Raw genomic sequence first — 25656 nt, forward strand, 5'->3', positions numbered from 1 at the left:
CACCATGCTGCTGGATGCCGCGTCGCTGTACTTCCGTGCCTTCTACGGCGTCCCCACCAGCGTGACCACGCCGGACGGACGCCCGATCAACGCCGTGCGCGGCTTCCTCGACATGACCGCCCGGCTGGTCACCACGCACGGCCCCGACCGGCTGGTGGCCTGCTGGGACGACGACTGGCGGCCGGCCTTCCGCGTCGAGGCGCTGCCCTCGTACAAGGCGCACCGGCTCGCTCCCGACGGCGGCGAAGAGACACCCGACGAGCTGGGCCCCCAGGTGCCGATCCTGGTCGAGGTGCTCGCCGCGGCCGGGCTCGCCCGCGTGGGTGCGCCCGGCTACGAGGCCGACGACGTGATCGGCACGCTCGCCACCCGCGCCCGAGGCCCGGTCGACGTCGTCACCGGCGACCGGGACCTGTTCCAGCTCGTCGACGACGCCCGCGGCGTGCGGATCCTCTACACCGCCCGCGGCATCTCGGACCTGGAGTTCGTCGACGAGGCCGCGGTCGCCGCCAAGTACGGGATCCCCGGCCGCGCCTACGCCGACTTCGCCGTGCTGCGCGGCGATCCCAGCGACGGACTCCCCGGCGTCGCCGGGGTCGGGGCGAAGACGGCGGCCGCGCTGATCAACGAGTTCGGCGACCTCGCCGGCATCCGGGCAGCGGCCGCGCGGACCGTCGTCCCGAAGGCGCCGCTGACCGCGGCCGTGCTGAAGAAGCTGCACGCCGCCAGCGATTACCTCGACGCCGCCCCGGTCGTGGTCGCCGTGGCCACCGGCATCGACCTGCCCGCCGTCGAGGGCGCCCTCCCCCGCACGCCGGCCGACCCCGCGGCCCTCGCGGCGCTGGCCGAGGCCCACGGGCTGCAGTCGTCGCTCAACCGGCTGGGCGCCGCCCTCGGTTGGCCGGACGGCGTGCTGGGCTGACCCGGGTCAGGGCTCGGTCCAGGTGTAGCGGGCGCCGTCCTCGTCGGTGATCTCGAGCCGCAAGGTGATCTGCTCGTCGTCGGCGGTCACGCCGGTGCACTCGTAGGTGGCGCCCTCCTCCACCGTCATCTCCTCGGCGCACTCGAGGTCCACCGCCACGCCCTCGCGCTGCTCGAACTGGAGCGCGACGTCGCGCTCGACCGCCGCCCGCGAGAGGACGGTCGGCCCGGTGGTGGTGGCGAGGACCGCGACGCCGGCGACGGCGACGACGGCGAGGACCAGCAGCACGGCGAGCAGGCCCCACCGGGGCCCGCGGGGCACGGACGACTGCCCCGGCGCCGCGAACGGCGGCACGCCGTGTGCCGTGGCGCCGTACCCCGGACCGCCGTGGGGCGGACCGGGGTACCCGGGACCGCCGTAGGGCGGGGCCGAGCTCCCCGGGGGCCCTCCGTACTGCTGGGGGGACGGCGGCGGCGCCCCCCACGGCGGCCCCCAGGGCTGGTGTGCGGGGGGCGCGGGGTGCCCGAAGCCCCCGGGCGGGCGGGTGTAGGGCTGGGTGGCGCCGTGCGGCGGACCGCCGGGCTGGTGCCCCCAGGGGCCGTACGGGGCCTGCTGGCCGGAGGGCGGCGGCTGCTGCCCGTGCGGCGGTGGCTGCCCCTGCGGCTGGGCGCCCCCGGGACCGGGCGCCGGGCCGCCGCCCGGCTCCTCACCGCTACGGCCCTGGCGGTACGGCGGGTCGGTCATCGTCGCTCCCGGGTCACTGCGTCCCTCGGCGGGACGCGCTCGGATTCTGCCGCACCGGCACCCCTCCCCATGGCCGGCGACGCGCTCGTCAGCCGCCGACCGCGACGGCGACGACGCCGCGGCGGATCCGCTCCACCGCGGAGCGGGCCGTCCGTGCGACGGCGTCGTCGGCGACCTTGCCCAGCTGGTCGAGCAGGTCGAGCAGCTGGCGGGTCCACCGGACGAAGTCGCCGCCGGAGAGCTCCGTGCCGGCCTGCTCCGCCCCGGCCAGCACCCGGTCCAGGCTCTGCCCGTCCGCCCAGCGGTAGGCGGCCCAGGCGAAGCCGAGGTCGAGGTCGCGGCCGGCCGGGACGCCGTGGTCGAGCTCCACGTCCTGCAGCCGCGACCGGATCCCGCGCATCTCGCCGATCGCCGCCGCGACCTTGCCGGCCGGCACCGCGGGCAGGCCCGGGGTGTCCCGCCGCGCCTCGAAGACGAGGGTGGAGACCGCGGCCGCCAGCTCCGCCGGGTTCAGCCCCCGCCACACGCCGGCCCGGAGGCACTCGGCGGCCAGCAGGTCCGACTCGGACCAGATGCGGGACAGCCGGCGCCCGTCGTCGGTGACCCTGACCTCCCCCGCTGCACCGGCGCCGACCGCACCGGCCACCTGGGTGTCGGCCGCCACGAACGGGGCCGGCTCCGGCAGCAGGTAGCCCAGCTCCTCCAGGACGTCGCAGGTGCGGTCGAACTGCCGGGTGAGCGAACCGGTGCGCTCGGCCATCTTCCGCTGCAGCGACTCCGCCTCGTGCACCGCGCGCAACCAGCGCTCGGCTGCCCGAACCCGCTCCTCGCGGTCGGGCAGCTGGTGCACCGGGTGGTTGCGCAGCGCCTGCCGGAGGTCGGCCAGGACCGGGTCGTCGGCGGCGGCCGAGCGGTGCTTCACCCGCCGGGCGCCCAGGTCGTGCTCGACGCGGGCGTTGCGCAGCGTGGACGCGAGGTCCCGGCGCGCGTGCGGGCTGCGGTGGTTGAAGTTCCTCGGCACCCGCACCCTGGCCAGCGCCGACACCGGTGCCGGGAAGTCGACCGAGCCGAGCCGGCCCGCCCACTTGTCCTCGGTCAGCACCAGCGGGCGGGGATCGGCGAGGTCGGTGATGCCGGGGTCCAGGACGACCGCGAGCCCCTGCCGGCGTCCCGTCGGCACCCGGATGACGTCGCCGGGGCGGAGCGCGGCCAGGGCGTCGGCGGCCTCCATCCGGCGCTTGGCCTGCGAGTCGCGGGAAAGCTCCTTCTCGCGGTCGGCGATCTCCCGGCGCAGCCGGACGTAGCCGCCGACGTCCCCCCGGTCTGATCGCATCTCAGCGGCGAACTGCTCGGCCTCGCGCTCGTGGCGGGCCGCCGCCCGGGCCAGGCCGACGACCGAGCGGTCGGCCTGGAACTGGGCGAACGAGCTGGCCAGGAGCTCCCGTGCCCGTGCGCGGCCGAAGGAGCTGACCAGGTTGACGGCCATGTTGTAGCTGGGCCGGAAGCTCGACCGCAGCGGATAGGTGCGGGTGCTCGCCAGCCCGGCGACGACCGACGGGTCCATGCCGGGCGCCCACACGACGACGGCGTGCCCCTCGACGTCGATCCCGCGCCGCCCGGCCCGGCCGGTGAGCTGGGTGTACTCCCCCGGCGTGACGTCGACGTGCGCCTCGCCGTTCCACTTGACCAGCCGCTCGAGCACGACGGTCCGCGCCGGCATGTTGATGCCCAGCGCCAGGGTCTCGGTGGCGAACACGGCCTTGACCAGGCCGCGGACGAAGCACTCCTCGACCGTCTCCTTGAACGCCGGCACCAGCCCCGCGTGGTGGGCGGCCAGCCCGGCGAGCAGGCCTTCGCGCCACTCCCAGAAGCCCAGGACGTGCAGGTCCTCCTCGGGCAGCGATCCGGTGCGCTCGTCGATGATCGCGGCGATCTCGGCGCGCTCGGTCTCGTCGGTGAGCCGGAGCCCGCTCAGCAGGCACTGGTGCACGGCGGCGTCGCACCCGTTGCGGCTGAAGACGAAGGTGATCGCCGGCAGCAGCCCGGCCCGGTCGAGCCGCTCGACGACGTCGGAGCGGGCCGGCGGACGGTACCGCGGCCGGTGGTGGCCGTCCCGGCGGCCGGAGCCGCCCCAGCTGTCGATCCGCCGTTCCTGCTCGCGCACGTAGCGGACCAGTTCGGGGTCGACGACGGAGGCGCCGCGCTCCCGGGTGGACAGCGGGCGGGGCCCCTCCCCCTGCTCCGCCGCGTGCGCCGCCGGGCGGAGCGAGAACAGGTCGAACACCCTGTTGCCGACCAGCATGTGCTGCCAGAGCGGGATGGGCCGGACCTCGCTGACCACCACCTCGGTGTCGCCGCGCACGGTCACCAGCCAGTCGGCGAACTCCTCGGCGTTGCTCACCGTCGCCGAGAGGGAGATCAGGGTGACCGACGGCGGGAGGTGGATGATCACCTCCTCCCAGACGGCGCCGCGGAACCGGTCGGCGAGGTAGTGCACCTCGTCCATGACCACGTAGCCCAGCCCGGTCAGCGTCGGCGACTCGGCGTAGAGCATGTTGCGCAGCACCTCGGTGGTCATCACGACCACCGGGGCGTCGCCGTTGACGGCGTTGTCGCCGGTCAGCAGCCCGACCCGGTCGGCGCCGTAGCGCTCGACCAGGTCGTTGTACTTCTGGTTGGACAGCGCCTTGATCGGGGTCGTGTAGAACGCCTTGCGCCCCTCGGCCAGGGCCTTGTGCACGGCGAACTCGCCCACCACGGTCTTGCCGGCGCCGGTGGGCGCGCAGACCAGGACGCCCGAGCCGTCCTCCAGCGCCTCGCAGGCCTCCACCTGGAACGGGTCCAGGGAGAAGCCGAGCTCGGCGGTGAAGTCGGCCAGCGTCGGGTGGGAGGTCCGCCTCCGGGCAGCGGCGTACCGCTCAGCGGGGCTGGACATGCCTCCACGTTAGGCGCTCGTCACCGGACGATGAGGTCGGCTGATCGTTCCGGGTCCTGGCTCACCACCGACGGTGAGCCAGGACCCCGGACGATCAGGTCACCTGATCACCGTGGGGCGGTCAGGCGGGGCGGGCGCCGGCCACCCGGACGGCGCCGGGCACGCACTCGCTGACGAGCGGCAGCGGCGCCACCGGCTCGCCGTCGGCGTAGGTGGTCACGCCGGCGCAGGCCAGCTCCACGCGGGCGGCCCGGTGCACGGTGACCAGCGGGTGGTCGACGTGCGAGCCGTCGGCCAGCCTCGGCTTGGTGCGGATCAGCTCGCGTCGGGTGACGGCGCCGACGACGGTGACGTCGAAGAGCCCGTCGGCCGGATCGGCGCCCGGGCAGATGCGGAGCCCGCCGCCGTACCAGGCGGTGTTGCCGACGGCGACCATCGTCGCCGGGAGCGTCCGCGCGGCCCCGTCCAGCGACAGCGTCACCTCGTACGGGCGCAGCCGGGCCAGCTCGGCGAGGACGGCGAGGTCGTAGCGCCGCCTCCCCGGCGGCCAGCGCAGCCGGTTGGCCCGGTCGGTCACCGCGGAGTCGAAGCCGCAGCAGAGCACCGTGGCCCACCAGCGGCCCGCCGACCGGCCGGCGTCGACGCGACGGACGCGGCCGGTCAGCAGGTCGGCCGCGGCGGCGCGGACGGCCGCGGCCGGGTCGGCGGGCACGCCCAGGGCGAGGGCGAGGTCGTTGCCGGTCCCGGTCGGGACGAGCGCCAGCGGGACCGCCGTGCCGGCGACCGCCTGCAACCCGGCGTGCGCCGCGCCGTCCCCGCCGACGGCCAGCACCGCGCCCGCTCCCGCGGCGACGGCGTCGGCCGCCTGCCGCTCGGCGTCCGGCCGCGTGCACGCGTCCAGGACCAGCGGCGTCAGGCCCGCCTGCCGCAGCAGCCCGGGGACCGCCGCGGCCAGGCTCCGCGCCCGGCCACGGCCGGCGGAGGGGCTGGTGAGGACGGCGACGTCCACCGTGGTCAGCCGCGAGCGGACGGCGAGGATTCGACGGGCTCGTCGAGGGTCGAGGGTCGGGTGTCCAGCGGGGAGGCCTCGTCGTCGCCGAGGTCGTGGAAGTGCTCCAGCGCCGCCCGCTTGGCCCGGCGCCGGTCCACGATGCGGGCCAGCTGGATGGCCAGCTCGAACAGCACGATCATCGGGCCGGCCATGAGCAGCATGGTGAACGGGTCCTGCGTCGGCGTGACGAAGGCGGCGAACACGATGGTGAGGAAGAAGATCCAGCGGCGGCTCTTCGCCAGCACCTCGTGGCTCAGCACGCCGACCAGGTTCAGCGCGACGGCGATGAGCGGGACCTCGAAGCTGGCGCCGAACGCGACCAGCAGCGACAGCACGAAGCCGATGTAGTCCTGCGCGGTGAGCGCGACGACGACGCCGTCGCCGGCGAGGCTCAGCAGCAGTTCCAGGCCGGCCGACAGCGACACGTAGGCCAGCACCGCGCCGAGGCCGAACAGCGCAGAGGAGACGGCCACGAAGCCGATGCCGTAGCGCTTCTCCTTGCTCTTGAGGCCCGGGGTGATGAACGCCCACAGCTGCCACAGCCAGAACGGTGCCGAGAGCACCACGCCGGCCAGGAAGGCCACCTTGAAGCGGATGAAGACGCCGCCGAAGACATTGGTGATCAGCAGCCCGCACCCGCCGGCGTCGTCGCCGCCGTAGCGAAGATCCTCCGGCAGCCCGCAGTACGGGGCGCGGATGAACTCGCCGAGGCCGTGCTCGTACCACCAGAAGCAGACCGCGGTGGCCAGCAGGATGGCCAGGCCCGCCTTGGCGATGCGGTTGCGCAGCTCGGTCAGGTGCGCGATCAGGCTCATGGTGGCCTGCTCGTCGCGGGGTGGCCGACGCCGGCGGCGCGGGCCGCGGGTGGACTCGCTCACCGCCGTGCTCCCCCGTGCAGCTAGGTCAGCGCGAGCTGTCGGACGAGCGAGCCTGCTCGGCCCGGGCCCGCAGCTCGGACGCGCGGAGCTCCGCGATCCGGGCCTCCTCCTCCAGCTGACCGTTCAGGTCGCCGGACGGGGTCGGCGTCACGATCTCCCCGCGCAGGGGCGTGGTCGTGGCGGCGTCCTTGCTGCGGACGTCGTCGTCCTTCATGCCCTTCATCTCGCCCTTGAAGATGCGCAGCGAGCGACCGAGCGAGCGCGAGGCGTCGGGCAGCTTCTTGTAGCCGAAGAGCAGCAGGATGGCCAGGATGATCAGGCCGATCTCGAGCGGGCCGAGTCCCATGGCACGTCCTCCAGAAGTTCGGGTGGCAGCGGAGATGTTACGCCGGGAAGTGCTCGTTCTTAAGCCCTGAGCGGCCGCATCCGGTTCGGCCCGGACCTGTTCGCCCGCCGTTCAGTTCGGTGTCGTGCGCTGGTCGCGCAGCTTCCCGGCCCGTTCGGCGGACTGCTGCACCTGGGTGCGCACCGGGGCGACGTCGCGCTCGGCGGCCTCGAGCTCCCGGCCCAGCCGGCCGAAGGCGCCGAGCGTGCCGTGCGCGACCACGCCGAGGACGACGAGCGCCAGCACCACCACGACGGCCAGGACGATCCAGAACACCACGGGGCGACCCTAGCCGTCGCTGCCCGGCGGAACGCCGTACCGGGCGAGGGCGGCCCGCGCCTCGGCGGCCACCTGGGTGCCGATCTCGGCCGGCTCGTCGACGACCGCGCTCCCCCCGAGCGTGGCCACCAGCCGCCGCGCCCAGGCGAGGTCGCCGGTGCGGACGGTGACGGCCAGCCCGCCGGGCGGGTCGTCGACCGGGGTGACGTCCTCGGTCGGGTAGTACTCGGCGACCCAGCGCGCGCTGCGGTCCAGCCGCAGCCGGACCGCCGGGGCGTCGGGCGCCGGCTGGTAGACGCCGTTGTCCACGTTCCGGGCGGTGGCCTGCGGCGGGGGCGCGGCCGCCTCGTCGAGGACCGCGACGTCGTCGAGCCGGTCGAGCCGGAACAGCCGCACGCCCTCGGCCCGCCGGCACCAGGCCTCCAGGTAGGACCGGCCGTCGACCAGGAGCAGCCGCATCGGGTCGACGGTGCGCTCGGTGCGCTCGTCCCGGGTCGGCACGTAGTAGTGCAGGTGGAGGGCGCGGCCGCGCTCGAGGGCGTCCCGGACGACGGCCAGGTTCTCCTCCCGCGCGTCCACGCTGACCGCCACCGGGCTGACCCGGTCGGCGGCGTCGCCGGCGGCGGCGGACACCTTCGCCAGCGCGTGGCTGACCGCGTCCCTCTCGGCGAGCCCCGGCAGCTCGAGCAGCGTGCGCAGCGCCACCACCAGCGCCACCGCCTCGTCGGTGGTGAGCCGCAGCGGCCGCACCATGCCGGCGCTGAAGGTGACCCGCACCCGGTCACCCTCGAAGGCGACGTCGATCAGGTCGCCGGGGCCGTAGCCGGGGAGGCCGCACATCCACAGCAGCTCGAGGTCGCTGCGCACCTGCCGCTCCGGGACGCCGAAGTCGCGGGCGGCCTCGGCGAGCGCCACCCCGTCCGGGCGGGCGCTGAGATACGGGACGAGGGCCAGCAGCCGGGTCATCCGGTCGGTCGTGCTCACGTGCGCTCCCCCATCGCCGCCAGGCGGGTCAGCCGGCCGATCACCGCGTCCCGCACCTGGGTGGGCGCCTCCACGACGACGTCCGCGCCGTAGGCGGCCAGCTCCTCCGCCAGGGCCCACGGCTCGGTGGTGCGCAGCTGCAGCCGGTCCTCGATCCCGCCGCTGCCGTCGTCGGCGGGGCCCAGCGACGTGGCGCGCCGGCGCAGCCCGACCGCCGTCCCGGGCCGGGCCCGGACGACGACCAGGTGCTCCTCCCCCCTGACCTGACCGGCCACGACGGCGGTGAGGTCGAGGTCGGCCGGGGGCTCGAACGCCCCGGCCGGACCGACGGCCTTCGGCGCGCCGGTCACCCGGGACAGCCGGAACACCCGCGGGGCCTGCCGGTCCAGGTCGTGGCCGACCAGGTACCAGCGGCCGTGCCAGGCGACCACGCCCCACGGCTGGACGTCCCGGCGGACGGCGGTGTCCTCGTCGGGCCGCCGGTAGTCGAACTGCAGCCTGCGGCGGTCCCGGGCCGCGGCGTAGCAGGGTTCGAAGGCGGCCTCGCCGCGGTCGATGCGCGGCTGGATGGGGAGCGACCGGGAGGTGTCGACGTCGACCCCGGCGGCCCTGAGCTTCACCAGCGCGCTCTGGGCGGCACCCGCCAGCTGGGCCGACTCCCACAGCCGCAGCGCCAGGCCCACCGCGGCTGCCTCCTCGCCGGTCAGGTGGATCTCGGGCAGCTCGTAGTCGGCCCGGGCGATGCGGTAGCCGTCCTCGGTGTCGAAGACGCTGGTGCGGCCGGTCTCCAGCGGCACGCCCATCTCGCGCAGCTCGGCCTTGTCCCGCTCGAACATCCGCTTGAACGCCTCGTCGGCCCGGTCGCTGCCGTCGTCGGCCTCGTAGCCGGGCACCGTGGCGCGGATCCGCGCCGCCGTCACGTACTGCCGGGTGCTGAGCAGCGCGATGACCAGGTTGACCAGTCGCTCCGCCCGCTTCGCCGCCATGGCGCTCAGGCTAGTCACGCGAGAGCCGGAACAGGCCGCCGGTGCATGATCTCCCGCCCCGCTGGCTAGCCTCCGGGCATGCCCTTCTCCGCTTCCCCGCCGCCCCCTTCGCGCATCCGCTGGCGGCGCGGCACGGTGACCGCGACCGGCCGGGCGGGTCGTGACTCCCTGGAGCTCACCGTCGAGGTGCCGGAGGACGGCTCGATGAAGGCGCTGGCCTACCCGTCGGTCGTCGGGATCCCGCAGGTCGACGACGAGGTGCTGCTCAACACGACGGCCTGGGCGCAGGGGCTCGGCACCGGTGGCGTGGCGATGGTCGTCGCCGTACCGGACCGGTTGCCGCCGGACCCGCCCGGCCCGGGGCACCTGGTGAAGGCCCGGTACACGCCGCTGCAGGTCACGGTCCAGGGCGTCGACGAGCAGGAGACCGAGCACCACGCCGCGATCTCCGCGGCCGACGACCTCGCCGGGATGCCGGTGGTCGTCGCGGACCTGCACTCGGCGCTGCCGGCCGTCCTGATCGGGATGCTGGCGACCGACCCGGACCTGAAGGTCGCCTACGTGATGACCGACGGCGGGGCGCTGCCCGCCGGCTTCTCCCGCACGCTCGACGCCCTGCGGAACTCGCTGGCCGGCGTGGTCACCGTGGGCCAGGCCTTCGGCGGTGACCTGGAGGCGGTCACGCTGCACACCGGGCTGCTGGCGGCCAAGCACGTGCTCGGCGCCGACCTGGCGATCGTCAGCCAGGGGCCCGGCAACCTGGGCACCGGGACGCCGTGGGGCTTCTCCGGCGTCGCCGCGGGCGAGGCGTGCAACGCGGTGAGCGTGCTCGGCGGCCTGCCCGTCGGGGCGCTGCGCATCTCCGACGCCGACCCCCGCCCGCGCCACCGCGGGGTGTCGCACCACTCGCTGACCGCATTCGGGCGGGTGGCGCTCGGCGGGGTCGCGCTGATCGCGCCGCGGGGGCTGTCGTCGGAGCTGGGCGGCCAGGTGGACGAGGACCTGGCCGGGCAGCCGGAGCGCAACGTCGTGGTGTGGGTGGACACCGACGGGCTGGACACCGCCCTCGGCCTCTCCCCCGTGCCGCTGCGCACGATGGGCCGCGGCTACCCCGAGGAGCGCGCCTACTTCCTGGCCGCCGCCGCGGCCGGCCGGTACGCCGCCCTCCAGGTCCCCCTGCCCGAGCCGGCAGTCGAGGCCGACGAGGAGCAGGTGGCGACCGGGACGATCGACTGACCCGACCACGGTGATCGTGCCGAGTGGGCCCCGGAGGGGTCCGCGCAGGCGCGATGCAGCGGCTCGACGCCCGTCGGGGACGGCTCCTGGCCGCGGTGCGGTCCGGAGGACCGCAGATCACAGAGCGGTGCGGTCCGGAGGACCGCAGATCACATCGAGGCGATGAGCTTCTCGACCCGCTCGTCGACGGACTTGAACGGGTCCTTGCAGAGCACGGTGCGCTGGGCCTGGTCGTTGAGCTTCAGGTGCACCCAGTCGACGGTGAAGTCGCGGCGCTTCTCCTGGGCCTTGCGGATGAACTCACCGCGCAGCTTCGCGCGGGTCGTCTGCGGCGGCACGTTCTTCGCCTCGAACACCCGCGGCTCGTGGACCACGCGGTCGACCTGTCCGGCGCGCTCGAGCAGGTAGTACAGCCCGCGGGTGCGGCTGATGTCGTGGTAGGCGAGGTCCATCTGCGCGACCCGCGGGGAGGACAGCGGCAGGTCGCGCTTGGCCCGGTAGCGCTCGATGAGGCTGTACTTGATGGCCCAGTCGATCTCGCGGTCGATGAGGCTCAGGTCCTCGCTGTCGACGGCCTTGAGCACCCGGCCCCACAGCTCCAGCATCTGCCGGTGCACGGGGCTGCAGCCCTCGCGGTCGACGAACTCAGTCGCCCGGCTGTGGTACTCGGCCTGGATCTCCAGCGCCGACATCTCGCGTCCGCCGGCCAGCCGCACCTTGCGCCGGCCGGTCATGTCGTGGCTGATCTCCCGGATCGCCCGGATCGGGTTCTCGAGGGTCATGTCGCGGATCGGGACCCCGGCCTCGATCATGCGGAGCACCAGGTCGGTCATGGTGACCTTGAGCAGGGTCGTCGTCTCGCTCATGTTCGAGTCGCCGACGATGACGTGCAGCCGCCGGTAGCGCTCGGCGTCGGCGTGCGGCTCGTCGCGGGTGTTGATGATCGGGCGGGACCGCGTGGTGGCGCTGGAGACGCCCTCCCAGATGTGCTCCGCCCGCTGGCTCACGCAGTACAGCGCGCCGCGCGGGGTCTGGAGGACCTTCCCGGCGCCGACGACGATCTGCCGGCTGACGAGGAACGGGATCAGGACGTCGGCCAGCCGGCCGAACTCGCCGTGCCGGCCGACGAGGTAGTTCTCGTGGCAGCCGTAGCTGTTGCCGGCCGAGTCGGTGTTGTTCTTGAACAGGTAGATGTCGCCGGTGACGCCCTCCTCGGCCAGGCGCTGCTCGGCGTCGACCAGCAGCCCCTCGAGGATCCGCTCGCCGGCCTTGTCGTGGACGACGAGCTCGGCCAGGTCGTCGCACTCGGCGGTCGCGTACTCGGGGTGGCTGCCGACGTCGAGGTACAGCCGGGAGCCGTTGCGCAGGAAGACGTTGGAGCTGCGCCCCCACGACACCACCCGCCGGAACAGGTACCGGGCCACCTCGTCCGGCGAGAGGCGCCGCTGCCCCTTGAAGGTGCACGTGACGCCGTACTCGGTCTCGATCCCGAAGATCCGTCGGTCCACGCTTCGAGACTAGGCGCCGGGAGCGACACCGGCCCACCACCGGACCGGCGGGCCGCTACTGCTTCGCGTCGAGCCGCTGCAGCAGGTCGTCGAATGCCTGCTCGATCTCGTCGTGCCCGTTCTGGGACGCCCGCTGCTTGCCGTGGATCAGGGCAGCCCGGTTGACCTTCCGGAAGTCGCCGTACGGGAAGTGGTAGCGCTTCTTGGTCTCCTCGTTCGCGTCCGGGTCGACGGCGAGGTGCCAGGCGGCGTAGCCGTCCCAGCCGTGCTTCTCGATCTCGGCATTGCCGTCGTCGGCGGACGGGGCGGCGTCGGACCACTCCGTCCGGTCGTCGACGGTTCCGTCGTCGATCAGCTTCCGGGCGTGCCTGACTGCGGCGTCGTTCACCTCGTAGTTCGGCATGACGTCTCCCCTACCCCGCTGGCGCCGGGGTTCAGTCGGCCGGGTTCCCGTCCGTCTGCGGATGCCCCTCGCCGGAGTCGGGGACCCCGCCCGCGGTGTCCGGCGCCGCTGGGTCACCGAGGCCTGCGGGCGTACCCGGCGCGGGGTGCGTGGGGACGTGGCCGGGGGTCGGCGTCCCCTCCTCCCCGGTCTGCCCGTCGCCCAGCAGCCCGTGCAGCGCGGCTCCGACGACCCTGCGGAACGCGCGCTTGGGCCGCCGCCGGTCGAGGACGGCGACCTCCAGCTGCTGGGCGCCCAGGCGGGTGGGCCCCCCGTTGCCGGCGCCGGCGGTGGCGGGGCTGACGGCCGACAGCGCGTCCACCCCCACCTTCAGCGCGTCGGCCAGGCCCATGCCGGGGTGGAAGTTCTCCCGCAGGTGCGAGGTCACGGAGTCGGCCTGCCCGCCCATGACGACGAAGTCGGGCTCGTCGACGACCGAGCCGTCGAAGGTGAGCCGGTAGAGCTGGTCGCGCTCGGGGGTCTCGCCGACCTCGGCGACGCAGAGCTCGACCTCGTAGGGCTTCATCTGCTCGGTGAAGATGGCACCGAGGGTCTGCGCGTAGGCGTTGGCGATGACCCGGCCGGTGACGTCGCGCCGGTTGTAGGAGTAGCCGCGGACGTCGGCCAGGCGGACGCCGGCCACCCGCAGGCTCTCGAACTCGCTGTAGCGGCCGACGGCGGCGAAGCCGATCCGGTCGTAGATCTCGCCGATCTTGTGCAGCGTGGAGCTGGGGTTCTCGGCGATCAGCAGGACGCCGTCGGCGTAGGTGAGGACGGCGACGCTGCGGCCGCGGGAGATGCCCTTGCGGGCGTACTCCGAGCGGTCCCGCATGACCTGCTCGGCGGAGGCGTAGTACGGCATGGTCATGGCTGCGTGGCCTCCCGCGGCATGTTCTGGCGGTCCGCGGCCGCGCGCTCGGTGATGATCCCGTCGGCGACCGCGGCCACCTCGGCGTCGGTCAGCCGGACGGAGCCCTCGGCGTCGACCCGGTAGACGATCGGGTACAGCCGGCGCACCGGGTCGGGGCCGCCGGTGGCCGAGTCGTCGTCGGCGGCGTCGTACAGCGCCTCGACGACGGTACGGGTGGCCTCGTCGGCGGGGAGGCCGTTCCGCCAGGTCTTCTTGAGCGAGTTCTTGGCGAACAGGGAGCCGGAGCCGACGGCGGCGTAGCCGCGCTCCTCGTAGTTCCCACCGGTGACGTCGTAGCTGAAGATGCGGCCCGGGGCGCTGCCGGGCGCGGCGTCGAGGTCGAAGCCGGCGAACAGCGGGACGACGGCGAGGCCCTGCAGCGCCGCGCCGAGGTTGCCGCGGATCATCTGGGCCAGCCGGTTGGCCTTGCCGTCGAGGCTCATCGTGAGCCCTTCGATCTTCTCGTAGTGCTCGAGCTCGACCTGGTAGAGCTTCACCATCTCGATGGCGATGCCGGCGGCGCCCGCGATGCCGATGACGCTGTAGGAGTCGGCCGGGTAGACCTTCTCGATGTCGCGGCTGGAGATCAGGTTCCCCATCGTGGCGCGGCGGTCGCCGCCCATGAGGACGCCGCCGTCGTAGGTCGCCGCGACGATCGTGGTGCCGTGCGGCGCGATCTCACCCACGGGCAGCTGCGGGACCGGACGGCGGCCGGGCAGCAGGTCCGGCGCGGCCGACGACAGGAAGTCGGTGAACGAGGAACCCACCCGGTCCAGGTAGGCGGGCGGGAACCCGCTCCGGCCAGCTGACGACTCGCTCACCCATCCACCTCTCCCGCCTGCTCGCGCCGGCGTGACCGCTGCTCCGCGGGGTGCGCCTCGCCAGGTGGCGCGGCGTTCCCCGACTCGCTGCGACCCTACCGGCGGTCGGTGACGTCGGCCGTACCGTCCGGCTCTCCCCCGCCTGTCCGCGCCAGGACGGCGAGCGCCTGCTGCGCGCGGTGGTGCTCGACGTAGAAGGCGGCCACGTGCAGCAGCTCGGGGTCGTCCCGGAACTGGCCAAGACCGCCGTTGCAGTTGAAGCAGAGCAGCGCCCGGACGGCGCCCGTGGCGTGGTCGTGGTCGACGTGCTCGGCCGGCGCCCTGCGGCAGAGCGCGCACAGCCCGCCCTGCGCCGCCAGCATGACGTCCGCTTCCGCCGCCGTGATCCCGTACCGGCGCGTCAGGTGGTAGGTCCGTGCGCCACCGACCTTCGCTCGCGACACCCTGCCCCGCTCGTTGTGACACGGCAGGCAGTACGTCGCGTAACCGCTGGCACTGGCGCGGGATCGCGGGAAGTTGGGCAAGGGTTGGACCTTCCCGCAGTCAGGACACCACTTGGCACCCTCGGGGACGATGACGTCGGCGGGCGGTACTCGCTGCCTACGAGGCTGCACACGCCGCGCCTCCCGGCTGCGGGCTGATCGTGCTGCCAGGTGCTCCCGGCAGTAGAAGACCAGCCCGTCCCGGGATCGCCGGTTCTTGGTGAACTCCGCGACTGGACGGTGGCGGCCGCAGTCACGACAGAACTTGGTGTCCATCCGGTGCGACGTCCCCAAGGATGATCTTGGTCACTCCCCCCCTTTTTGTACGTATGAACGTACGAAGTCCTCGGCGTTCTCCTCGAGCACGTCGTCGATCTCGTCCAGCAGGGAGTCGACGTCCTCGGTCATCTCCTTGTGCCGCTCGGCGACCTCGGTGTCGACCGAGGCCTCGACCTCGTCGGTCTCCTCACGCGACCGCGTCGCCTTCTGCTGCCCGCCGGTGTCCCTGGTCGCCACGGTGTGCCCTCCGGTTCCTCGGATGTGCTGTGCGCTGGAAGTTACCCGCCGGGACCGACATCCGGGGGCTCGTGACCGACCCGCGCGACGACGCCTTTCGTCCACCCACCCCGCACCTCACGCCGTCGTCACAGGACTGTCATGTCGTGACGCGGCTCTCACCGGCGCCCCGTGGGCACACACAGGGAGCGGAGCTGCCGCCCCGGTCCGGAGGGCCCCGACGAGAGCCCGCACCGCGGTGCCGCGCCAGGCGGCGCGGCAGGGATCACCACAGTCGGCATGGAGGAGACGGACGTGAATCTGCGACTTCGAGGACGACGAGGACCGATGACCGGCGCCGGCGCCGCAGCGCTGACCGCTGCGGCGGTGTTCCTCGCCCCGGCGGCGGCCGCCGCACCGGCCGATGACGTCGGCGAGTCCGTCGAGGCGGTGCAGGAGCGGGCGCAGCAGGCGGTGGAAGAGGCCGAGCAGGCGCTGGAGGACGCGCGGCAGCAGGCCGAGCAGGCGGTGTCCGAGGCCGAGCAGGCCCTCCGCGACGCCCGGCAGGAGGCCGGCCAGGCCGCGGAGACCGACGGCGACCGGGCCCCGCGGGAAGCCGAGGAGGCGGTGGAGGACGCGCAGCAGGAGGCCGAGCAGGCGGTGTCCGAGGCCGAGCAGGCCCTCCGCGACGCCCGGCAGGAGGCCGAGCAGGCCGCGGAGAACGGCAGCGAGCAGGCTCAGCAGGAGGCCGAGCAGGCGGTGGAGCAGGCCGAGCAGGCCCTCGACGACGCCCGGCAGCAGGCCCGGCAGGCCCTCGAGGAGGCGCAGCAGACGGCGGGCGAGGTCCAGCAGCAGGCGGAGGACGCCCTCGGCGACCTGCCGACGATCAGGTTCGGTGACTGGCTGCCCGACCACCTCGAGCGCGATCTCGACGACCTCCAGGACACCCCCGCGTCCGAGCGGGCCGAGGAGTTCGAGGAGATCGTGCAGGGCGCCCTGGACGGCGACTACGGGGACCGGGCGGAGAACCTGTCCGAGCGGTTCGGCGGGATGCTCTCGTCCCTGCCGCCGGATCTGCGGGCAGACATCCAGGACGTCCTCGGCCAGGAGCCCGAGGAGGCCCGTGCCGACGTCCGGCAGATCATGGAGGACGCCGTCGCCGGCGAATACGGTCCCGAGGTCGAGAAGTGGGCCGACTGGCTCCGCGAGACCGCGCAGCGCTGGGACCTCGCCGGTGCGATCCAGGGCACCGGCGGCACCACCGACTGAGTCGCCGGCTCACCGCTCCCCCACCGTCGGCGGCCGACCGGTGACGGTGGGGGCGGCTCAGCCCCCGGTGATGGTGTCGACCAGCGCCTGAGCCGTCGCGGACGCCTCGAACAGGGCGCCCACGTGCTCGCGGGTGCCCCGCAGCGGCTCCATCGTCGGGATGCGGACCAGGTTCTCCCGGCCCAGGTCGAAGACCACCGAGTCCCAGGACGCCGCGGCCACCTGGGCCGGGAAGCGGCGCAGGCACTCGCCGCGGAAGAACGCCCGCGTGTCGCCGGGTGGGTGCACCATGGCGCGGGCCACCTCCTCGTCGGTGAGCAGCCGCTGCATCGCCCCGCGGGCCACCAGCCGGTGGTACAGCCCCTTGTCGGGCCGGACGTCGGAGTACTGCAGGTCGACCAGGCGCAGCCGGGAGTCGCCCCAGGCCAGCCCGTCGCGGGACCGGTAGCCCTCCAGCAGGCGGAGCTTCGCCGGCCAGTCCAGCCGGTCGGCCAGCCGCATCGGGTCGATCTCCAGGTCGTCGAGCACCTCGGCCCAGCGGCGCAGCACGTCGGCGGTCTGCTCGTCGGCCTCCCCGCGGCTCTCCACGAACGCCACCGCCCGCTCCAGGTAGGTGCGCTGCAGCTCGATGGCGGTCATGCGGCGGCCGTCGCGCAGCAGCACCCGGTGGGTGAGCGTCGGGTCGTGGCTGATCGCCTGCAGCTCCTGCACCGGCTCCTCGAGCGCCAGGTCGTGCGGGAGGGCACGCGCCTCGATCATCGCCAGCACCAGCGACGTCGTCCCGACCTTCAGGTAGGTCGCGAGCTCGGCGAGGTTGGCGTCGCCGATGATCACGTGCAGCCGGCGGTACTCGTCGGGGTTCGCGTGCGGCTCGTCCCGGGTGTTGATGATCGGCCGCTTGAGCGTCGTCTCCAGCCCCACCTCGACCTCGAAGAAGTCGGCCCGCTGGGACAGCTGGAACCCGTCCTTGCGGCTCTCGGTGCCGATGCCCACCCGGCCGGACCCGGCGAACACCTGCCGGGTGACGAAGAACGGCACCAGCCCGCGGATGATGTCGATGAACGGGGTGCGGCGGTCCATCAGGTAGTTCTCGTGCGTGCCGTAGGACGCGCCCTTGCCGTCGGTGTTGTTCTTGTAGAGCTGGATGGGCTGGGTGCCCGGGACGCGGGCGGCGCGACGGGCCGCCTCGGCCATCACCTGCTCCCCCGCCTTGTCCCACAGCACGATGTCGCGCGGGGTCGTGACCTCCGGCGTGGAGTACTCGGGGTGCGCGTGGTCGACGTAGAGCCGGGCGCCGTTCGTGAGGATGACGTTGGCCATCCCGGAGTCCTCGTCGAGGTCGTTGTGGTCCAGGGCCTGCGCCGGCGTGAGGTCGAAGCCGCGGGCGTCGCGCAGCGGCGACTCCTCCTCGAAGTCCCAGCGCGGCCGGCGCGGGGTCGGCGCCTCGGCGACCGCCCACGCGTTGACGACCTGGCTGCTCAGCGTCGTCGGGTTGGCACCCGGCTGACCCGGCACCGAGATCCCGTACTCCACCTCGGTGCCCATGACCCGCCGCACGCTCATGACCCAACCCTAGGCCGCGTCCCGTCCGGGCCCCCCGGGCGGCACCGGACCGGGCGGTGGCACACATCGGAACGGATCCGTAGCCTCGGTGGTGCCCCGGCCGCAGCAGAGCGGCCGGGATCGTGTGCGGGATGCCACGGCCGTCGAGCCGCTCCCCGCGCGTTCTCCGGACCCGCCGCGCGTCGTCTCCGCCCAGCGGTGCGGTCCCTCGTCTCTCCGGCTCCGTGGGTGGAGCGTGCTGCCGTCGGACGGCGGGCACGTGGCGCCCGCCGTTCGAGAGGATCATGACGAACCCGAGCACCACCTCCGGCCTGTCCACCCGCTCCCTCCGGCGTCGTACCGCCGGCATCGCCGCGACCGGCGCCGTGCTGCTGGCCCCGTTCCTCGGGACCGGCACCGCCGGGGCCGCGGACGGGGAGACCTGGGACCGCCTCGCGCAGTGCGAGAGCAGCGGCAACTGGTCGATCAACACCGGGAACGGCTACTACGGCGGCCTGCAGTTCTACCAGCCCACCTGGGAGGCCTTCGGCGGTACCGAGTACGCGGCGCGGGCGGACCTCGCCACCCGCGAGCAGCAGATCGCGATCGCCGAGAAGACCCTGGCGGTCCAGGGCTGGGGCGCCTGGCCGGCCTGCTCGGCGAAGCTCGGGCTCACCGAGGCCGACAAGGCAGGCAGCGCTGCCGCGCCCGCGCCGCCGGTCGCCGCCGCCGCGCCGGCCCCGGCACCCGCGCCGGCCCCGGCACCCGCGCAGGCTGCTCCGGGCCAGACCTACACCGTGCGCTCCGGTGACACGCTGTCCGGGATCGCCGCGGCGAACGGCCTGGACTGGCGCGAGCTGTACGCGGCGAACAGCGCGGTGATCGCCGATCCCGCGGCGATCTACCCCGGCCAGGTGCTCACCCTCGGTGGGGCCGCACCGGCGGCGGCTCCCCCGGCAGCGGCCCCGGCGCCCGGCGGGCAGTCCTACACCGTGCAGTCCGGTGACACGCTGTCCCGCATCGCGGCGGCGAACGGCTTGGACTGGCAGTCGCTGTACGAGAGCAACCGGGACGTCATCGGCGCCGACCCGGCGCTGATCCGCCCCGGCCAGGTGCTCGTCCTGGGCTGATCCGCCCCGGTCCGCGCGCGTTCGGCCCGGTCACCCCCGCGGGTGACCGGGCCGTTCGCTCGTGCTCGGCAGGAGCCGGACGCCGGCGCCTACAGGTACTGGCCGGTGTTGGTGGCCGTGTCGATGGCGCGGCCCGTTTCGCTGCCCTTGCCGCTGATGAGCGTGCGGATGTACACGATCCGCTCGCCCTTCTTGCCCGAGATCCGCGCCCAGTCGTCGGGGTTGGTCGTGTTGGGCAGGTCCTCGTTCTCCTTGAACTCGTCGAGGCAGGCGGCCATGAGGTGGCTGACCCGCAGGCCGGAGGTGCCGGTCTCCAGGTGCTCCTTGATCGCCATCTTCTTGGCCCGGTCGACGATGTTCTGCAGCATGGCGCCGGAGTTGAAGTCCTTGAAGTAGAGGACCTCCTTGTCACCGTTGGCGTAGGTGACCTCGAGGAAGCGGTTCTCCTCGCTCTCGGTGTACATGCGCTCGACGGTGCGCTGGATCATCCCGGCGATGGTCGCCTCCCGGCTGCCGCCGTGCTCGGCCAGGTCGTCGGGGTTGATCGGTAGCGACGTCGTCAGGTACTTCGTGAAGATGTCGCGCGCGGCCTCGGCGTCCGGCCGCTCGATCTTGATCTTCACGTCGAGCCGGCCGGGCCGCAGGATGGCCGGGTCGATCATGTCCTCGCGGTTGGACGCGCCGATGACGATGACGTTCTCCAGGCCCTCGACGCCGTCGATCTCGCTGAGCAGCTGCGGCACGATGGTGGACTCGACATCGGAGGACACCCCCGAGCCGCGGGTGCGGAAGATCGAGTCCATCTCGTCGAAGAACACGATGACCGGGGTGCCCTCGCTGGCCTTCTCGCGCGCCCGCTGGAAGACCAGCCGGATGTGCCGCTCGGTCTCGCCGACGTACTTGTTGAGCAGCTCGGGGCCCTTGATGTTGAGGAAGTAGGACTTCCCCTGGCTGGTGTCGCCGTCGCCGCGGATCGCCGCCACCTTCTTGGCCAGCGAGTTCGCCACCGCCTTGGCGATCAGCGTCTTGCCGCAGCCGGGCGGGCCGTACAGCAGGATGCCCTTGGGCGGCCGCAGCTCGTAGGTGCGGAACAGGTCGGCGTGCAGGAAGGGCAGCTCGACGGCGTCGCGGATCTGCTCGATCTGCCGGGACAGCCCACCGATGTCGGTGTAGTCGATGTCGGGGACCTCTTCGAGGACGAGCTCCTCGACCTCGCTCTTGGGGATGCGCTCGTAGACGTAGCCCGAGCGCGTCTCCAGCAGCAGCGAGTCGCCCACGCGCAGCGGCTGGCCGGTGAGCGAGTCGGCGAGGTAGACCACGCGCTCCTCGTCGGTGTGCCCGATGACCAGCGCTCGCTGCGTGACGCCGTCGACCGGCTCCAGGAGCTCCTTGAGCATGACGACGTCGCCCTGGCGCTCGAACGAGCGCGCCTCGACGACGTTCATCGCCTCGTTGAGCATGACCTCCTGGCCGGCCCGCAGCTCCGCCACCGGGACGTTCGGCGAGACGGAGACCCGCAGTTTGCGGCCCCCGGTGAAGACGTCGACGGTGCCGTCGTCGTACCCGGTGAGGAAGACGCCGTAGCCCGACGGCGGCTGCCCGAGCCGGTCGACCTCATCCTTGAGCGTGACCAGCTGCTCGCGGGCGTCCCGCAGCGTGCCGGCCAGCTTGTCGTTGCGCTCCGAGAGGAAGGCCGCACGGCCCTCCGCCTCGGCGATCCGCTCCTCCAGCGCGCGCACCTGGCGCGGGCTGTCGGCCACCTTGCGGCGGAGCAGGCCGATCTCCTCCTCGAGGTAGGAGATCTGGCTGAGCAGCGCCGTCACGTCGCGTTCGCGCCGCGCGCGCAGTTCGTCAGGACCCAGGCCCATCACGCACCTCCGCACTGTCGGGGGAGCCAGGACGCAAATCTATACACGCGCGACGACAGTTCGCCGTGGGCTCGCGGAGCCCGCGCCCCGGTGCTAGGTGCTCCCCCGCCGGCCGGTCAGTGCTTCTGCGCGCGACGCTGGCGGATCGGCGCGACGGTGCCCTCGGCGAGCCGGCGCGCGGTCACCAGGAAGGCGGTGTGCGCCACCATGCGGTGCTCGGGGCGGACCGCCAGGCCCACGGCGTGCCACGGCCGCAGCAGCGACTCCCAGGAGTAGGGCTCGGTCCAGACGCCCTGGGCACGCAGCGCCTCCACGTAGGTGGACAGCTGCGTCACCGTCGCGACGTAGCCGACCAGCACCCCGCCGGGACGCAGCGCGGCGGCGACCGTGGGCAGCACCGCCCAGGGCTCGAGCATGTCGAGGACGACGCGGTCGACGACCTCCTCGGCCGGGTGGTCGGCGAGGTCGCCGAGCCGGAGGTCCCAGTTGGCCGGCACCTCGCCGAAGAAGGCGCCCACGTTCGTGCGGGCGACGTCGAGGAAGTCCTCCCGCCGCTCGTAGCTGGTGAGCGACCCCTCCGAGCCGACGGCGCGCAGCAGCGAGCAGCTCAGCGCACCCGACCCCGCCCCGGCCTCCAGGACCCGCATGCCCGGTCCCACGTCACCGAAGCCGACGATCTGCGCGGCGTCCTTCGGGTAGATCACCTGCGCACCGCGCGGCATGGAGAGCACGTAGTCCGACAGCAGCGGCCGCAGCGCCAGGTAGCCGGTGTTGGCCGTGGAGTGCACGACCGAGCCCTCGGGGGCGCCGATGAGGTCGTCGTGCTCGATGGCCCCGCGGTGGGTGTGGAACTGCTTGCCCGGCGTCAGGACGACGGTGTGCAGGCGCCCCTTCGGGTCGGTCAGCTGCACCCGGTCACCGGCGACGAAGGCCCCCTCGACCGGCTCGGCCCGCTGGGCGGGTGCCTCCGCGGCGGTCTCCTCCGGCGCGGGCTGCGCCTCGTCGACGACGTCGGTCCCGGCATCCTGCGAACTGTCCACGGACGACGAGCGTACGGAGGCGGTCGCTGTGACCCGTGTCCTGCGCACGGCGCGGTCGCTCGGAACTGTCGGAGGGGCGACCTAGCCTCGGGTGCATGACGGCGATGGTGCAGACCGACCCGCAGGCCGACGGCTCCGCTCCGGCGGCCGCCCCGCCCGCCGGGGAGGCCCCGACCCCCCGTCGCCCGTCGCTGTCCCCCAGCCGCGCGGCCGACTTCAAGACCTGCCCGCTGCTCTACCGCTTCCGCACCATCGACCGGCTGCCCGAGCGCAAGAGCCTGGCCGCCGTCCGCGGCACGCTGGTGCACTCGGTGCTGGAGCGGCTCTACGACCTGCCGCCCGCGCAGCGGACCGTCGAGGGCGCGCTGGAGCTGCTGGAGCCGGCCTGGACGGAGCTGCGCGTGGAGCCGGGCATCGCCGAGCTGTTCGAGACGGCCGACGACGCCGGCGCCGAGACCGACGTGAACGCCCCCGAGTCCGTCGAGGCGTGGCTGGCCTCGGCCGGGAAGCTCGTCGAGAAGTACTTCACGCTGGAGGACCCGCGCCGCCTCCAGCCCGAGGCCCGCGAGGAGCTCGTCGAGGTCACCCTGCCCGACGGGCTGCTGCTGCGCGGTTACGTCGACCGGCTCGACGTCGCCCCGAACGGCGCGTTGCGGGTCGTCGACTACAAGACCGGGTCGATGCCCCGTGAGGCGTTCGAGTCCAAGGCGCTGTTCCAGATGAAGTTCTACGCGCTGGTGCTCTGGCGCACCCGCGGCGTGGTGGCCGCCCAGCTCAAGCTGCTCTACCTGGGCGGCGACGGCGACGCGTTGACCTACGCCCCGGAGGAAGCCGAGCTGATCCGCTTCGAGCGGACGCTGCTGGCCATCTGGTCGGCCATCGAACGGGCCGTCGCCACCGGGGAGTTCCGGCCGAACAAGACCCGGCTCTGCGGGTGGTGCGACCACCAGGCGCTGTGCCCGTCCTGGGGCGGCACTCCCCCACCGTTCCCCGCCGAGGCCGCCGCCGCGGCCGGGTGGCGCACCACGCTGCCGGTCAGCCCTGCCTGAGGCCACCGCCGTGCCTGCGCCGGCGACGGAGACCCGGCCGTCGACCGGGTGCGACCGGGGATGATGCGGGCATGACCAGCAGGATCGACCACCGGCTCGCGCTCCTCACCGCGATGCTCCCAGCAGGAGTACGGCTTCACGCCGGAGCAGGCGAGGTCGGTGCTCGACTGCCAGGTGACCCGGCTGACCAAGGCGAACCGGCACCGGCTGGAGACGGAGATCCAGGCCCTGCAGGACGGCCTCACCGGGCGCTGGGACCCACCCGTGGAACTCGCGGCCAGCCTGCGCTCCGCGCGGTCGATCAGCGTCGTCGTCGACGGTGCCGCGCACGAGGTCCGCGGCACGTCGCGGAACGACTCCCTGGACCGCCTGGCGCGGCTGGTCCACGAGGAGGTGGCCGCTCCGCGCCGGCGCAGGGTCCTGGTCGCGCTCACCGGCACCGGCGGGCCGGTGCGTCTCCACGTCGACCCGACCGGCGACGCGCGGTTCGACCACGACGACGCCGGCTGAGCCACGGTCGTCCGCTCAGCGTCCGGTGACGCCGTCCAGGAGCTCGCGGGTGGCGTCGGCGTGGCCCGCGTGCCGGGCCGTCTCCTCGACCAGGTGCAGCAGCACCCACCGCAGGTCGCGACCGCTGGCGTCCGCGCACTCCTGGGTGATCGGCAGGGAACGCACCACCTGCGCCGTCGCCCGGGCCCGCTCCCGGTAGCGCCGGACGGCGTCGGCCACGGTGAGCTCGGGACCGGGGGCGAACTCCGCCTCGCTGCGGCTCACCTCCGCACCGCCCACGGCCCCGTCGATCCACCGCCACTCCACGTGGGTGAGGTGGTTGACGATGCCGAGCAGTGGGATGAGCGCACCGTCCGGACGCCACCGCACCTGCTCCTCGTCCAGGTCCGCCACCTTGCGCAGGATCGACACGCGCAGGTGGTCGAGCCACGCGAGCAGGAGCTCGGCCTCGTCTCGGAGCGGACCGGGCTGGGTCGGTTCCGGCGACTGCGGCATGCGCGGCAGGGTAGCGACGGCGCCATCCCGTCCTCGCCGCCCGACGGGCGGATCAGCGGGCGGCGAGCACCGCGGCCAGGTCGGCGACGCCGATGCCGGCCAGCGTCTCCCGCAGGGTCAGCCCCGGAGCAGGCGGCACCGGCTGGAGGGCCGGCACCCCGAGGACGGCCATCCCGGCGGCCAGCCCCGCGGTGACGCCGACCAGCGAGTCCTCCACGACCACGCAGCCGGCCGGGTCGACGCCGAGCGCCGCGGCGGCCTGCAGGTAGGGCGCCGGATCGGGCTTGCGCGCGGGCACCTCGTCGCCGCAGACGGTCACGTCGAACGGGTCGGCGCCCAGGTCGGTGGTGATGCTGGCGAGCACGAGGGCGGCCAGCCGGCGCGGCGTCGTCGTCACCAGGGCGGTGGGCGTGCCGGCGTCGCGGACGGCGGCCAGCAGCGCCCGGGCCCCGGGGCGCCACGGGATGCCGGACCCGGCCATCAGCTCCGCCACCCGGTCCTCGATCCAGCGGGCGTCGGCCTGCAGCTGCGCCTCGGAACGGACGACGCCGAGGTCGGCGTGCAGGACCTGCATCGCGCGCCGCATGCTCGTGCCCACCGTGGCGGCCCGGGCCTCCGGTGACATCCGGCCGCCGAGCGAGGCGGCCAGCTCGAACATGGCCTCGCCCCAGTACTCCTCGGTCTCCACCAGCGTGCCGTCCATGTCGAACAGCACCGCCTGCGGGCCGTCGCCGACCGAGGGGGTCGCGGTGCCCCGTCCACCTACCGGAGCCACCGACACGCCCCCGAGTCTAGGGACCGCGGCCGCCGTCCCCGGCCGCCCGGCCGGGGACGTGGTGCGAATCTCAGGCGGCGCGGGTGCCGACGAGCGTGGCGAAGGCGATCACGTTGTCCTCGTAACTGCGCACCGCGGAGTCGAAGTCGCCGCCGCAGGTGATCAGCCGCAGCTGCGCGTCGTCGGTGTTGCCGTAGACCTCGATGGTCGGGAACTCGTCCTTCGGGTGCACCTCCACGCGATCGACGGCGAACACCGCGATGGTGCCGTCCGCGCGGGCCACCTCCACCTCGTCGCCGGCCTGCAGCGCGCCGAGGTCGAAGAAGACGCCCGGGCCGTGCTCGGCGGAGTCGACGTGGCCGAGGATCACCGCCGGTCCGACCGCGCCGGGGGCCGGGCCGCGCTGGTACCAGCCGGCCTGGTCGTCGGGGCCGAGCGGCGGCACCTCGACGGTGCCGTCGTCGTTGAGGTCCAGGCGCAGCAGATCGCTGGTCACCTCGATGGCCGGGACGGTCACCGAGACGGGCTCGGCCACGGGCGGTGCCTCGTCGGCCGGCGCCAGCTCGGCGGCCGGCGCTTGCTCGGCGGTGGCGGTGGGCGGGGAAGGGATGCGGTCGGCGGTCGCCGCGGCGGGCTGCGGCGCCTGCCGCTGACCGGTCACCGCCACCGCGACGGCGACGACCGCGACGACGAGCAGGCCCACGGCCAGCGCCAGCCAGGTGCGGGGACTCGGACTGCGGCCGTTCTGCTCGGTCACGGGGTGCCTTCCGATCGGGGGGGGGCGGGACAGGGGCCGGGGGGGGGGGGGGGGGGGGGGGGGGGGGGGGGGGGGGGGGGGGGGGGGGGGGGGGGGGGGGGGGGGGGGGGGGGGGGCGGGGCGGGCCGCGGCGGCGGGCTCCCCCGCCGCCCGCGCGCGCTGC

26 protein-coding genes are annotated in these 25656 nt (G+C 74.1%); 6 read left to right on the forward strand and 20 right to left on the reverse strand.

Annotated features, from left to right (window positions below; genetic code table 11):
• Positions 1–4 precede the first annotated feature (4 nt).
• Positions 5–922, forward strand: coding sequence for a 5'-3' exonuclease (locus ACI79T_RS12585; RefSeq protein ID WP_456610430.1), 918 nt, complete (start codon positions 5–7; stop codon positions 920–922).
• 6 nt (positions 923–928) lie between these two features.
• Here ACI79T_RS12585 and ACI79T_RS12590 read toward each other — a convergent pair whose 3' ends face one another.
• The 8 genes from ACI79T_RS12590 to ACI79T_RS12625 all read right to left on the reverse strand — a co-directional run bounded on the left by ACI79T_RS12590 (position 929) and on the right by ACI79T_RS12625 (position 9164).
• Entirely contained in the window at positions 929–1243 is a 315-nt protein-coding gene (locus ACI79T_RS12590; protein WP_456610405.1) for a DUF4333 domain-containing protein, read from the reverse strand.
• 511 nt (positions 1244–1754) lie between these two features.
• A complete protein-coding gene (locus ACI79T_RS12595; RefSeq protein ID WP_456610406.1) occupies positions 1755–4601 on the reverse strand; it encodes a DEAD/DEAH box helicase in 2847 nt (948 codons plus the stop codon).
• A 121-nt stretch (positions 4602–4722) separates the two neighbouring features.
• A complete protein-coding gene (locus ACI79T_RS12600) occupies positions 4723–5610 on the reverse strand; it encodes a diacylglycerol kinase family protein (protein ID WP_456610407.1) in 888 nt (295 codons plus the stop codon).
• Positions 5611–5615: 5 nt separating this feature from the next.
• Positions 5616–6530, reverse strand: a complete 915-nt coding sequence (gene tatC, locus ACI79T_RS12605) for a twin-arginine translocase subunit TatC (RefSeq protein ID WP_456610408.1) — start codon at positions 6528–6530, stop codon at positions 5616–5618.
• A 25-nt stretch (positions 6531–6555) separates the two neighbouring features.
• On the reverse strand, positions 6556–6876 hold the full coding sequence (gene tatA / locus ACI79T_RS12610; RefSeq protein ID WP_456610409.1) for a Sec-independent protein translocase subunit TatA: 321 nt from the start codon (positions 6874–6876) through the stop codon (positions 6556–6558).
• A gap of 111 nt (positions 6877–6987) precedes the next feature.
• Positions 6988–7194, reverse strand: coding sequence for a hypothetical protein (locus ACI79T_RS12615; protein ID WP_456610410.1), 207 nt, complete (start codon positions 7192–7194; stop codon positions 6988–6990).
• 9 nt (positions 7195–7203) lie between these two features.
• Positions 7204–8178, reverse strand: coding sequence for a helix-turn-helix transcriptional regulator (locus tag ACI79T_RS12620; RefSeq protein WP_456610411.1), 975 nt, complete (start codon positions 8176–8178; stop codon positions 7204–7206).
• The gene (locus ACI79T_RS12625) at positions 8175–9164 is read right to left on the reverse strand and encodes a helix-turn-helix transcriptional regulator (RefSeq protein WP_456610412.1); all 990 of its coding nucleotides are present in this window, start codon (positions 9162–9164) and stop codon (positions 8175–8177) included. Before ACI79T_RS12625 ends, ACI79T_RS12620 begins: the two co-directional genes overlap by 4 nt.
• Before the next feature lie 78 nt (positions 9165–9242).
• Between ACI79T_RS12625 and ACI79T_RS12630 the strand changes: the two genes are divergently transcribed.
• Positions 9243–10400 (forward strand): DUF3866 family protein, encoded by a 1158-nt coding sequence (locus tag ACI79T_RS12630; protein WP_456610413.1) that lies wholly within the window; start codon positions 9243–9245, stop codon positions 10398–10400.
• Positions 10401–10549: 149 nt separating this feature from the next.
• Here the strand turns inward: ACI79T_RS12630 and pafA are convergent, their stop codons facing one another.
• From pafA to ACI79T_RS12660, 6 genes are all read right to left on the reverse strand, one after another.
• Entirely contained in the window at positions 10550–11908 is a 1359-nt protein-coding gene (gene pafA, locus ACI79T_RS12635; protein WP_456610414.1) for a Pup--protein ligase, read from the reverse strand.
• Positions 11909–11963: 55 nt separating this feature from the next.
• Positions 11964–12311 (reverse strand): hypothetical protein, encoded by a 348-nt coding sequence (locus ACI79T_RS12640; RefSeq protein ID WP_456610415.1) that lies wholly within the window; start codon positions 12309–12311, stop codon positions 11964–11966.
• A 31-nt stretch (positions 12312–12342) separates the two neighbouring features.
• Positions 12343–13218, reverse strand: coding sequence for a proteasome subunit alpha (prcA, locus tag ACI79T_RS12645; protein ID WP_456610416.1), 876 nt, complete (start codon positions 13216–13218; stop codon positions 12343–12345).
• Positions 13215–14081 carry a proteasome subunit beta gene (gene prcB, locus ACI79T_RS12650; RefSeq protein ID WP_456610417.1) on the reverse strand — a complete coding sequence of 289 codons (867 nt, stop codon included), beginning with the start codon at positions 14079–14081 and terminating at the stop codon, positions 13215–13217. Before prcB ends, prcA begins: the two co-directional genes overlap by 4 nt.
• Positions 14082–14176: 95 nt before the next feature.
• Positions 14177–14524: an endonuclease VII domain-containing protein gene (locus tag ACI79T_RS12655; protein ID WP_456610418.1), complete on the reverse strand. Its 348-nt coding sequence runs from the start codon at positions 14522–14524 to the stop codon at positions 14177–14179.
• A 345-nt stretch (positions 14525–14869) separates the two neighbouring features.
• Positions 14870–15079, reverse strand: a complete 210-nt coding sequence (locus tag ACI79T_RS12660; protein WP_456610419.1) for a ubiquitin-like protein Pup — start codon at positions 15077–15079, stop codon at positions 14870–14872.
• Positions 15080–15406: 327 nt separating this feature from the next.
• On the opposite strand from ACI79T_RS12660, the gene ACI79T_RS12665 reads away from it, so the two are divergent.
• On the forward strand, positions 15407–16327 hold the full coding sequence (locus ACI79T_RS12665; protein ID WP_456610420.1) for a hypothetical protein: 921 nt from the start codon (positions 15407–15409) through the stop codon (positions 16325–16327).
• A 57-nt stretch (positions 16328–16384) separates the two neighbouring features.
• Here ACI79T_RS12665 and dop read toward each other — a convergent pair whose 3' ends face one another.
• Positions 16385–17890, reverse strand: coding sequence for a depupylase/deamidase Dop (dop, locus tag ACI79T_RS12670; protein ID WP_456610421.1), 1506 nt, complete (start codon positions 17888–17890; stop codon positions 16385–16387).
• Positions 17891–18174: 284 nt separating this feature from the next.
• Between dop and ACI79T_RS12675 the strand changes: the two genes are divergently transcribed.
• A complete protein-coding gene (locus ACI79T_RS12675) occupies positions 18175–18999 on the forward strand; it encodes a transglycosylase family protein (protein WP_456610422.1) in 825 nt (274 codons plus the stop codon).
• Positions 19000–19088: 89 nt separating this feature from the next.
• On the opposite strand, the gene arc is transcribed toward ACI79T_RS12675, so the two are convergent.
• Positions 19089–20867 carry a proteasome ATPase gene (gene arc / locus ACI79T_RS12680; protein WP_456610423.1) on the reverse strand — a complete coding sequence of 593 codons (1779 nt, stop codon included), beginning with the start codon at positions 20865–20867 and terminating at the stop codon, positions 19089–19091.
• 116 nt (positions 20868–20983) lie between these two features.
• Entirely contained in the window at positions 20984–21907 is a 924-nt protein-coding gene (locus ACI79T_RS12685) for a tRNA (adenine-N1)-methyltransferase (protein ID WP_456610424.1), read from the reverse strand.
• A gap of 95 nt (positions 21908–22002) precedes the next feature.
• Here ACI79T_RS12685 and ACI79T_RS12690 point away from each other — a divergent pair, with 95 nt between their 5' ends.
• Complete coding sequence (locus ACI79T_RS12690; protein ID WP_456610425.1) at positions 22003–22956, forward strand: RecB family exonuclease; 954 nt, start codon at positions 22003–22005, stop codon at positions 22954–22956.
• A 159-nt stretch (positions 22957–23115) separates the two neighbouring features.
• Positions 23116–23466: a hypothetical protein gene (locus ACI79T_RS12695; protein ID WP_456610426.1), complete on the forward strand. Its 351-nt coding sequence runs from the start codon at positions 23116–23118 to the stop codon at positions 23464–23466.
• A 15-nt stretch (positions 23467–23481) separates the two neighbouring features.
• Here ACI79T_RS12695 and ACI79T_RS12700 read toward each other — a convergent pair whose 3' ends face one another.
• From ACI79T_RS12700 to ACI79T_RS12710, 3 genes are all read right to left on the reverse strand, one after another.
• Positions 23482–23961, reverse strand: a complete 480-nt coding sequence (locus ACI79T_RS12700; RefSeq protein ID WP_456610427.1) for a mycothiol transferase — start codon at positions 23959–23961, stop codon at positions 23482–23484.
• A 52-nt stretch (positions 23962–24013) separates the two neighbouring features.
• Positions 24014–24742, reverse strand: coding sequence for an HAD family hydrolase (locus tag ACI79T_RS12705; protein WP_456610428.1), 729 nt, complete (start codon positions 24740–24742; stop codon positions 24014–24016).
• Between the two features lie 64 nt (positions 24743–24806).
• Positions 24807–25493 (reverse strand): class F sortase, encoded by a 687-nt coding sequence (locus ACI79T_RS12710; protein ID WP_456610429.1) that lies wholly within the window; start codon positions 25491–25493, stop codon positions 24807–24809.
• Between the last annotated feature and the right edge of the window lie 163 nt (positions 25494–25656).

It is taken from the genome of Blastococcus sp. SYSU DS0619 (genome assembly GCF_054051035.1).

Bases quoted from the DNA above. Each gene is read 5' to 3' on its own strand.
- dop (WP_456610421.1), bottom strand. From the start codon at position 17,890: ATGAGCGTGCGGCGGGTCATGGGCACCGAGGTGGAGTACGGGATCTCG.
- ACI79T_RS12640 (WP_456610415.1), bottom strand. From the start codon at position 12,311: ATGCCGAACTACGAGGTGAACGACGCCGCAGTCAGGCACGCCCGGAAG.
- ACI79T_RS12665 (WP_456610420.1), top strand. From the start codon at position 15,407: ATGACCGGCGCCGGCGCCGCAGCGCTGACCGCTGCGGCGGTGTTCCTC.
- ACI79T_RS12595 (WP_456610406.1), bottom strand. From the start codon at position 4,601: ATGTCCAGCCCCGCTGAGCGGTACGCCGCTGCCCGGAGGCGGACCTCC.
- tatA (WP_456610409.1), bottom strand. From the start codon at position 6,876: ATGGGACTCGGCCCGCTCGAGATCGGCCTGATCATCCTGGCCATCCTG.
- arc (WP_456610423.1), bottom strand. From the start codon at position 20,867: ATGGGCCTGGGTCCTGACGAACTGCGCGCGCGGCGCGAACGCGACGTG.
- ACI79T_RS12625 (WP_456610412.1), bottom strand. From the start codon at position 9,164: ATGGCGGCGAAGCGGGCGGAGCGACTGGTCAACCTGGTCATCGCGCTG.
- ACI79T_RS12690 (WP_456610425.1), top strand. From the start codon at position 22,003: ATGACGGCGATGGTGCAGACCGACCCGCAGGCCGACGGCTCCGCTCCG.
- ACI79T_RS12675 (WP_456610422.1), top strand. From the start codon at position 18,175: ATGACGAACCCGAGCACCACCTCCGGCCTGTCCACCCGCTCCCTCCGG.
- ACI79T_RS12700 (WP_456610427.1), bottom strand. From the start codon at position 23,961: ATGCCGCAGTCGCCGGAACCGACCCAGCCCGGTCCGCTCCGAGACGAG.
- prcA (WP_456610416.1), bottom strand. From the start codon at position 13,218: ATGACCATGCCGTACTACGCCTCCGCCGAGCAGGTCATGCGGGACCGC.
- ACI79T_RS12630 (WP_456610413.1), top strand. From the start codon at position 9,243: ATGCCCTTCTCCGCTTCCCCGCCGCCCCCTTCGCGCATCCGCTGGCGG.
- ACI79T_RS12585 (WP_456610430.1), top strand. From the start codon at position 5: ATGCTGCTGGATGCCGCGTCGCTGTACTTCCGTGCCTTCTACGGCGTC.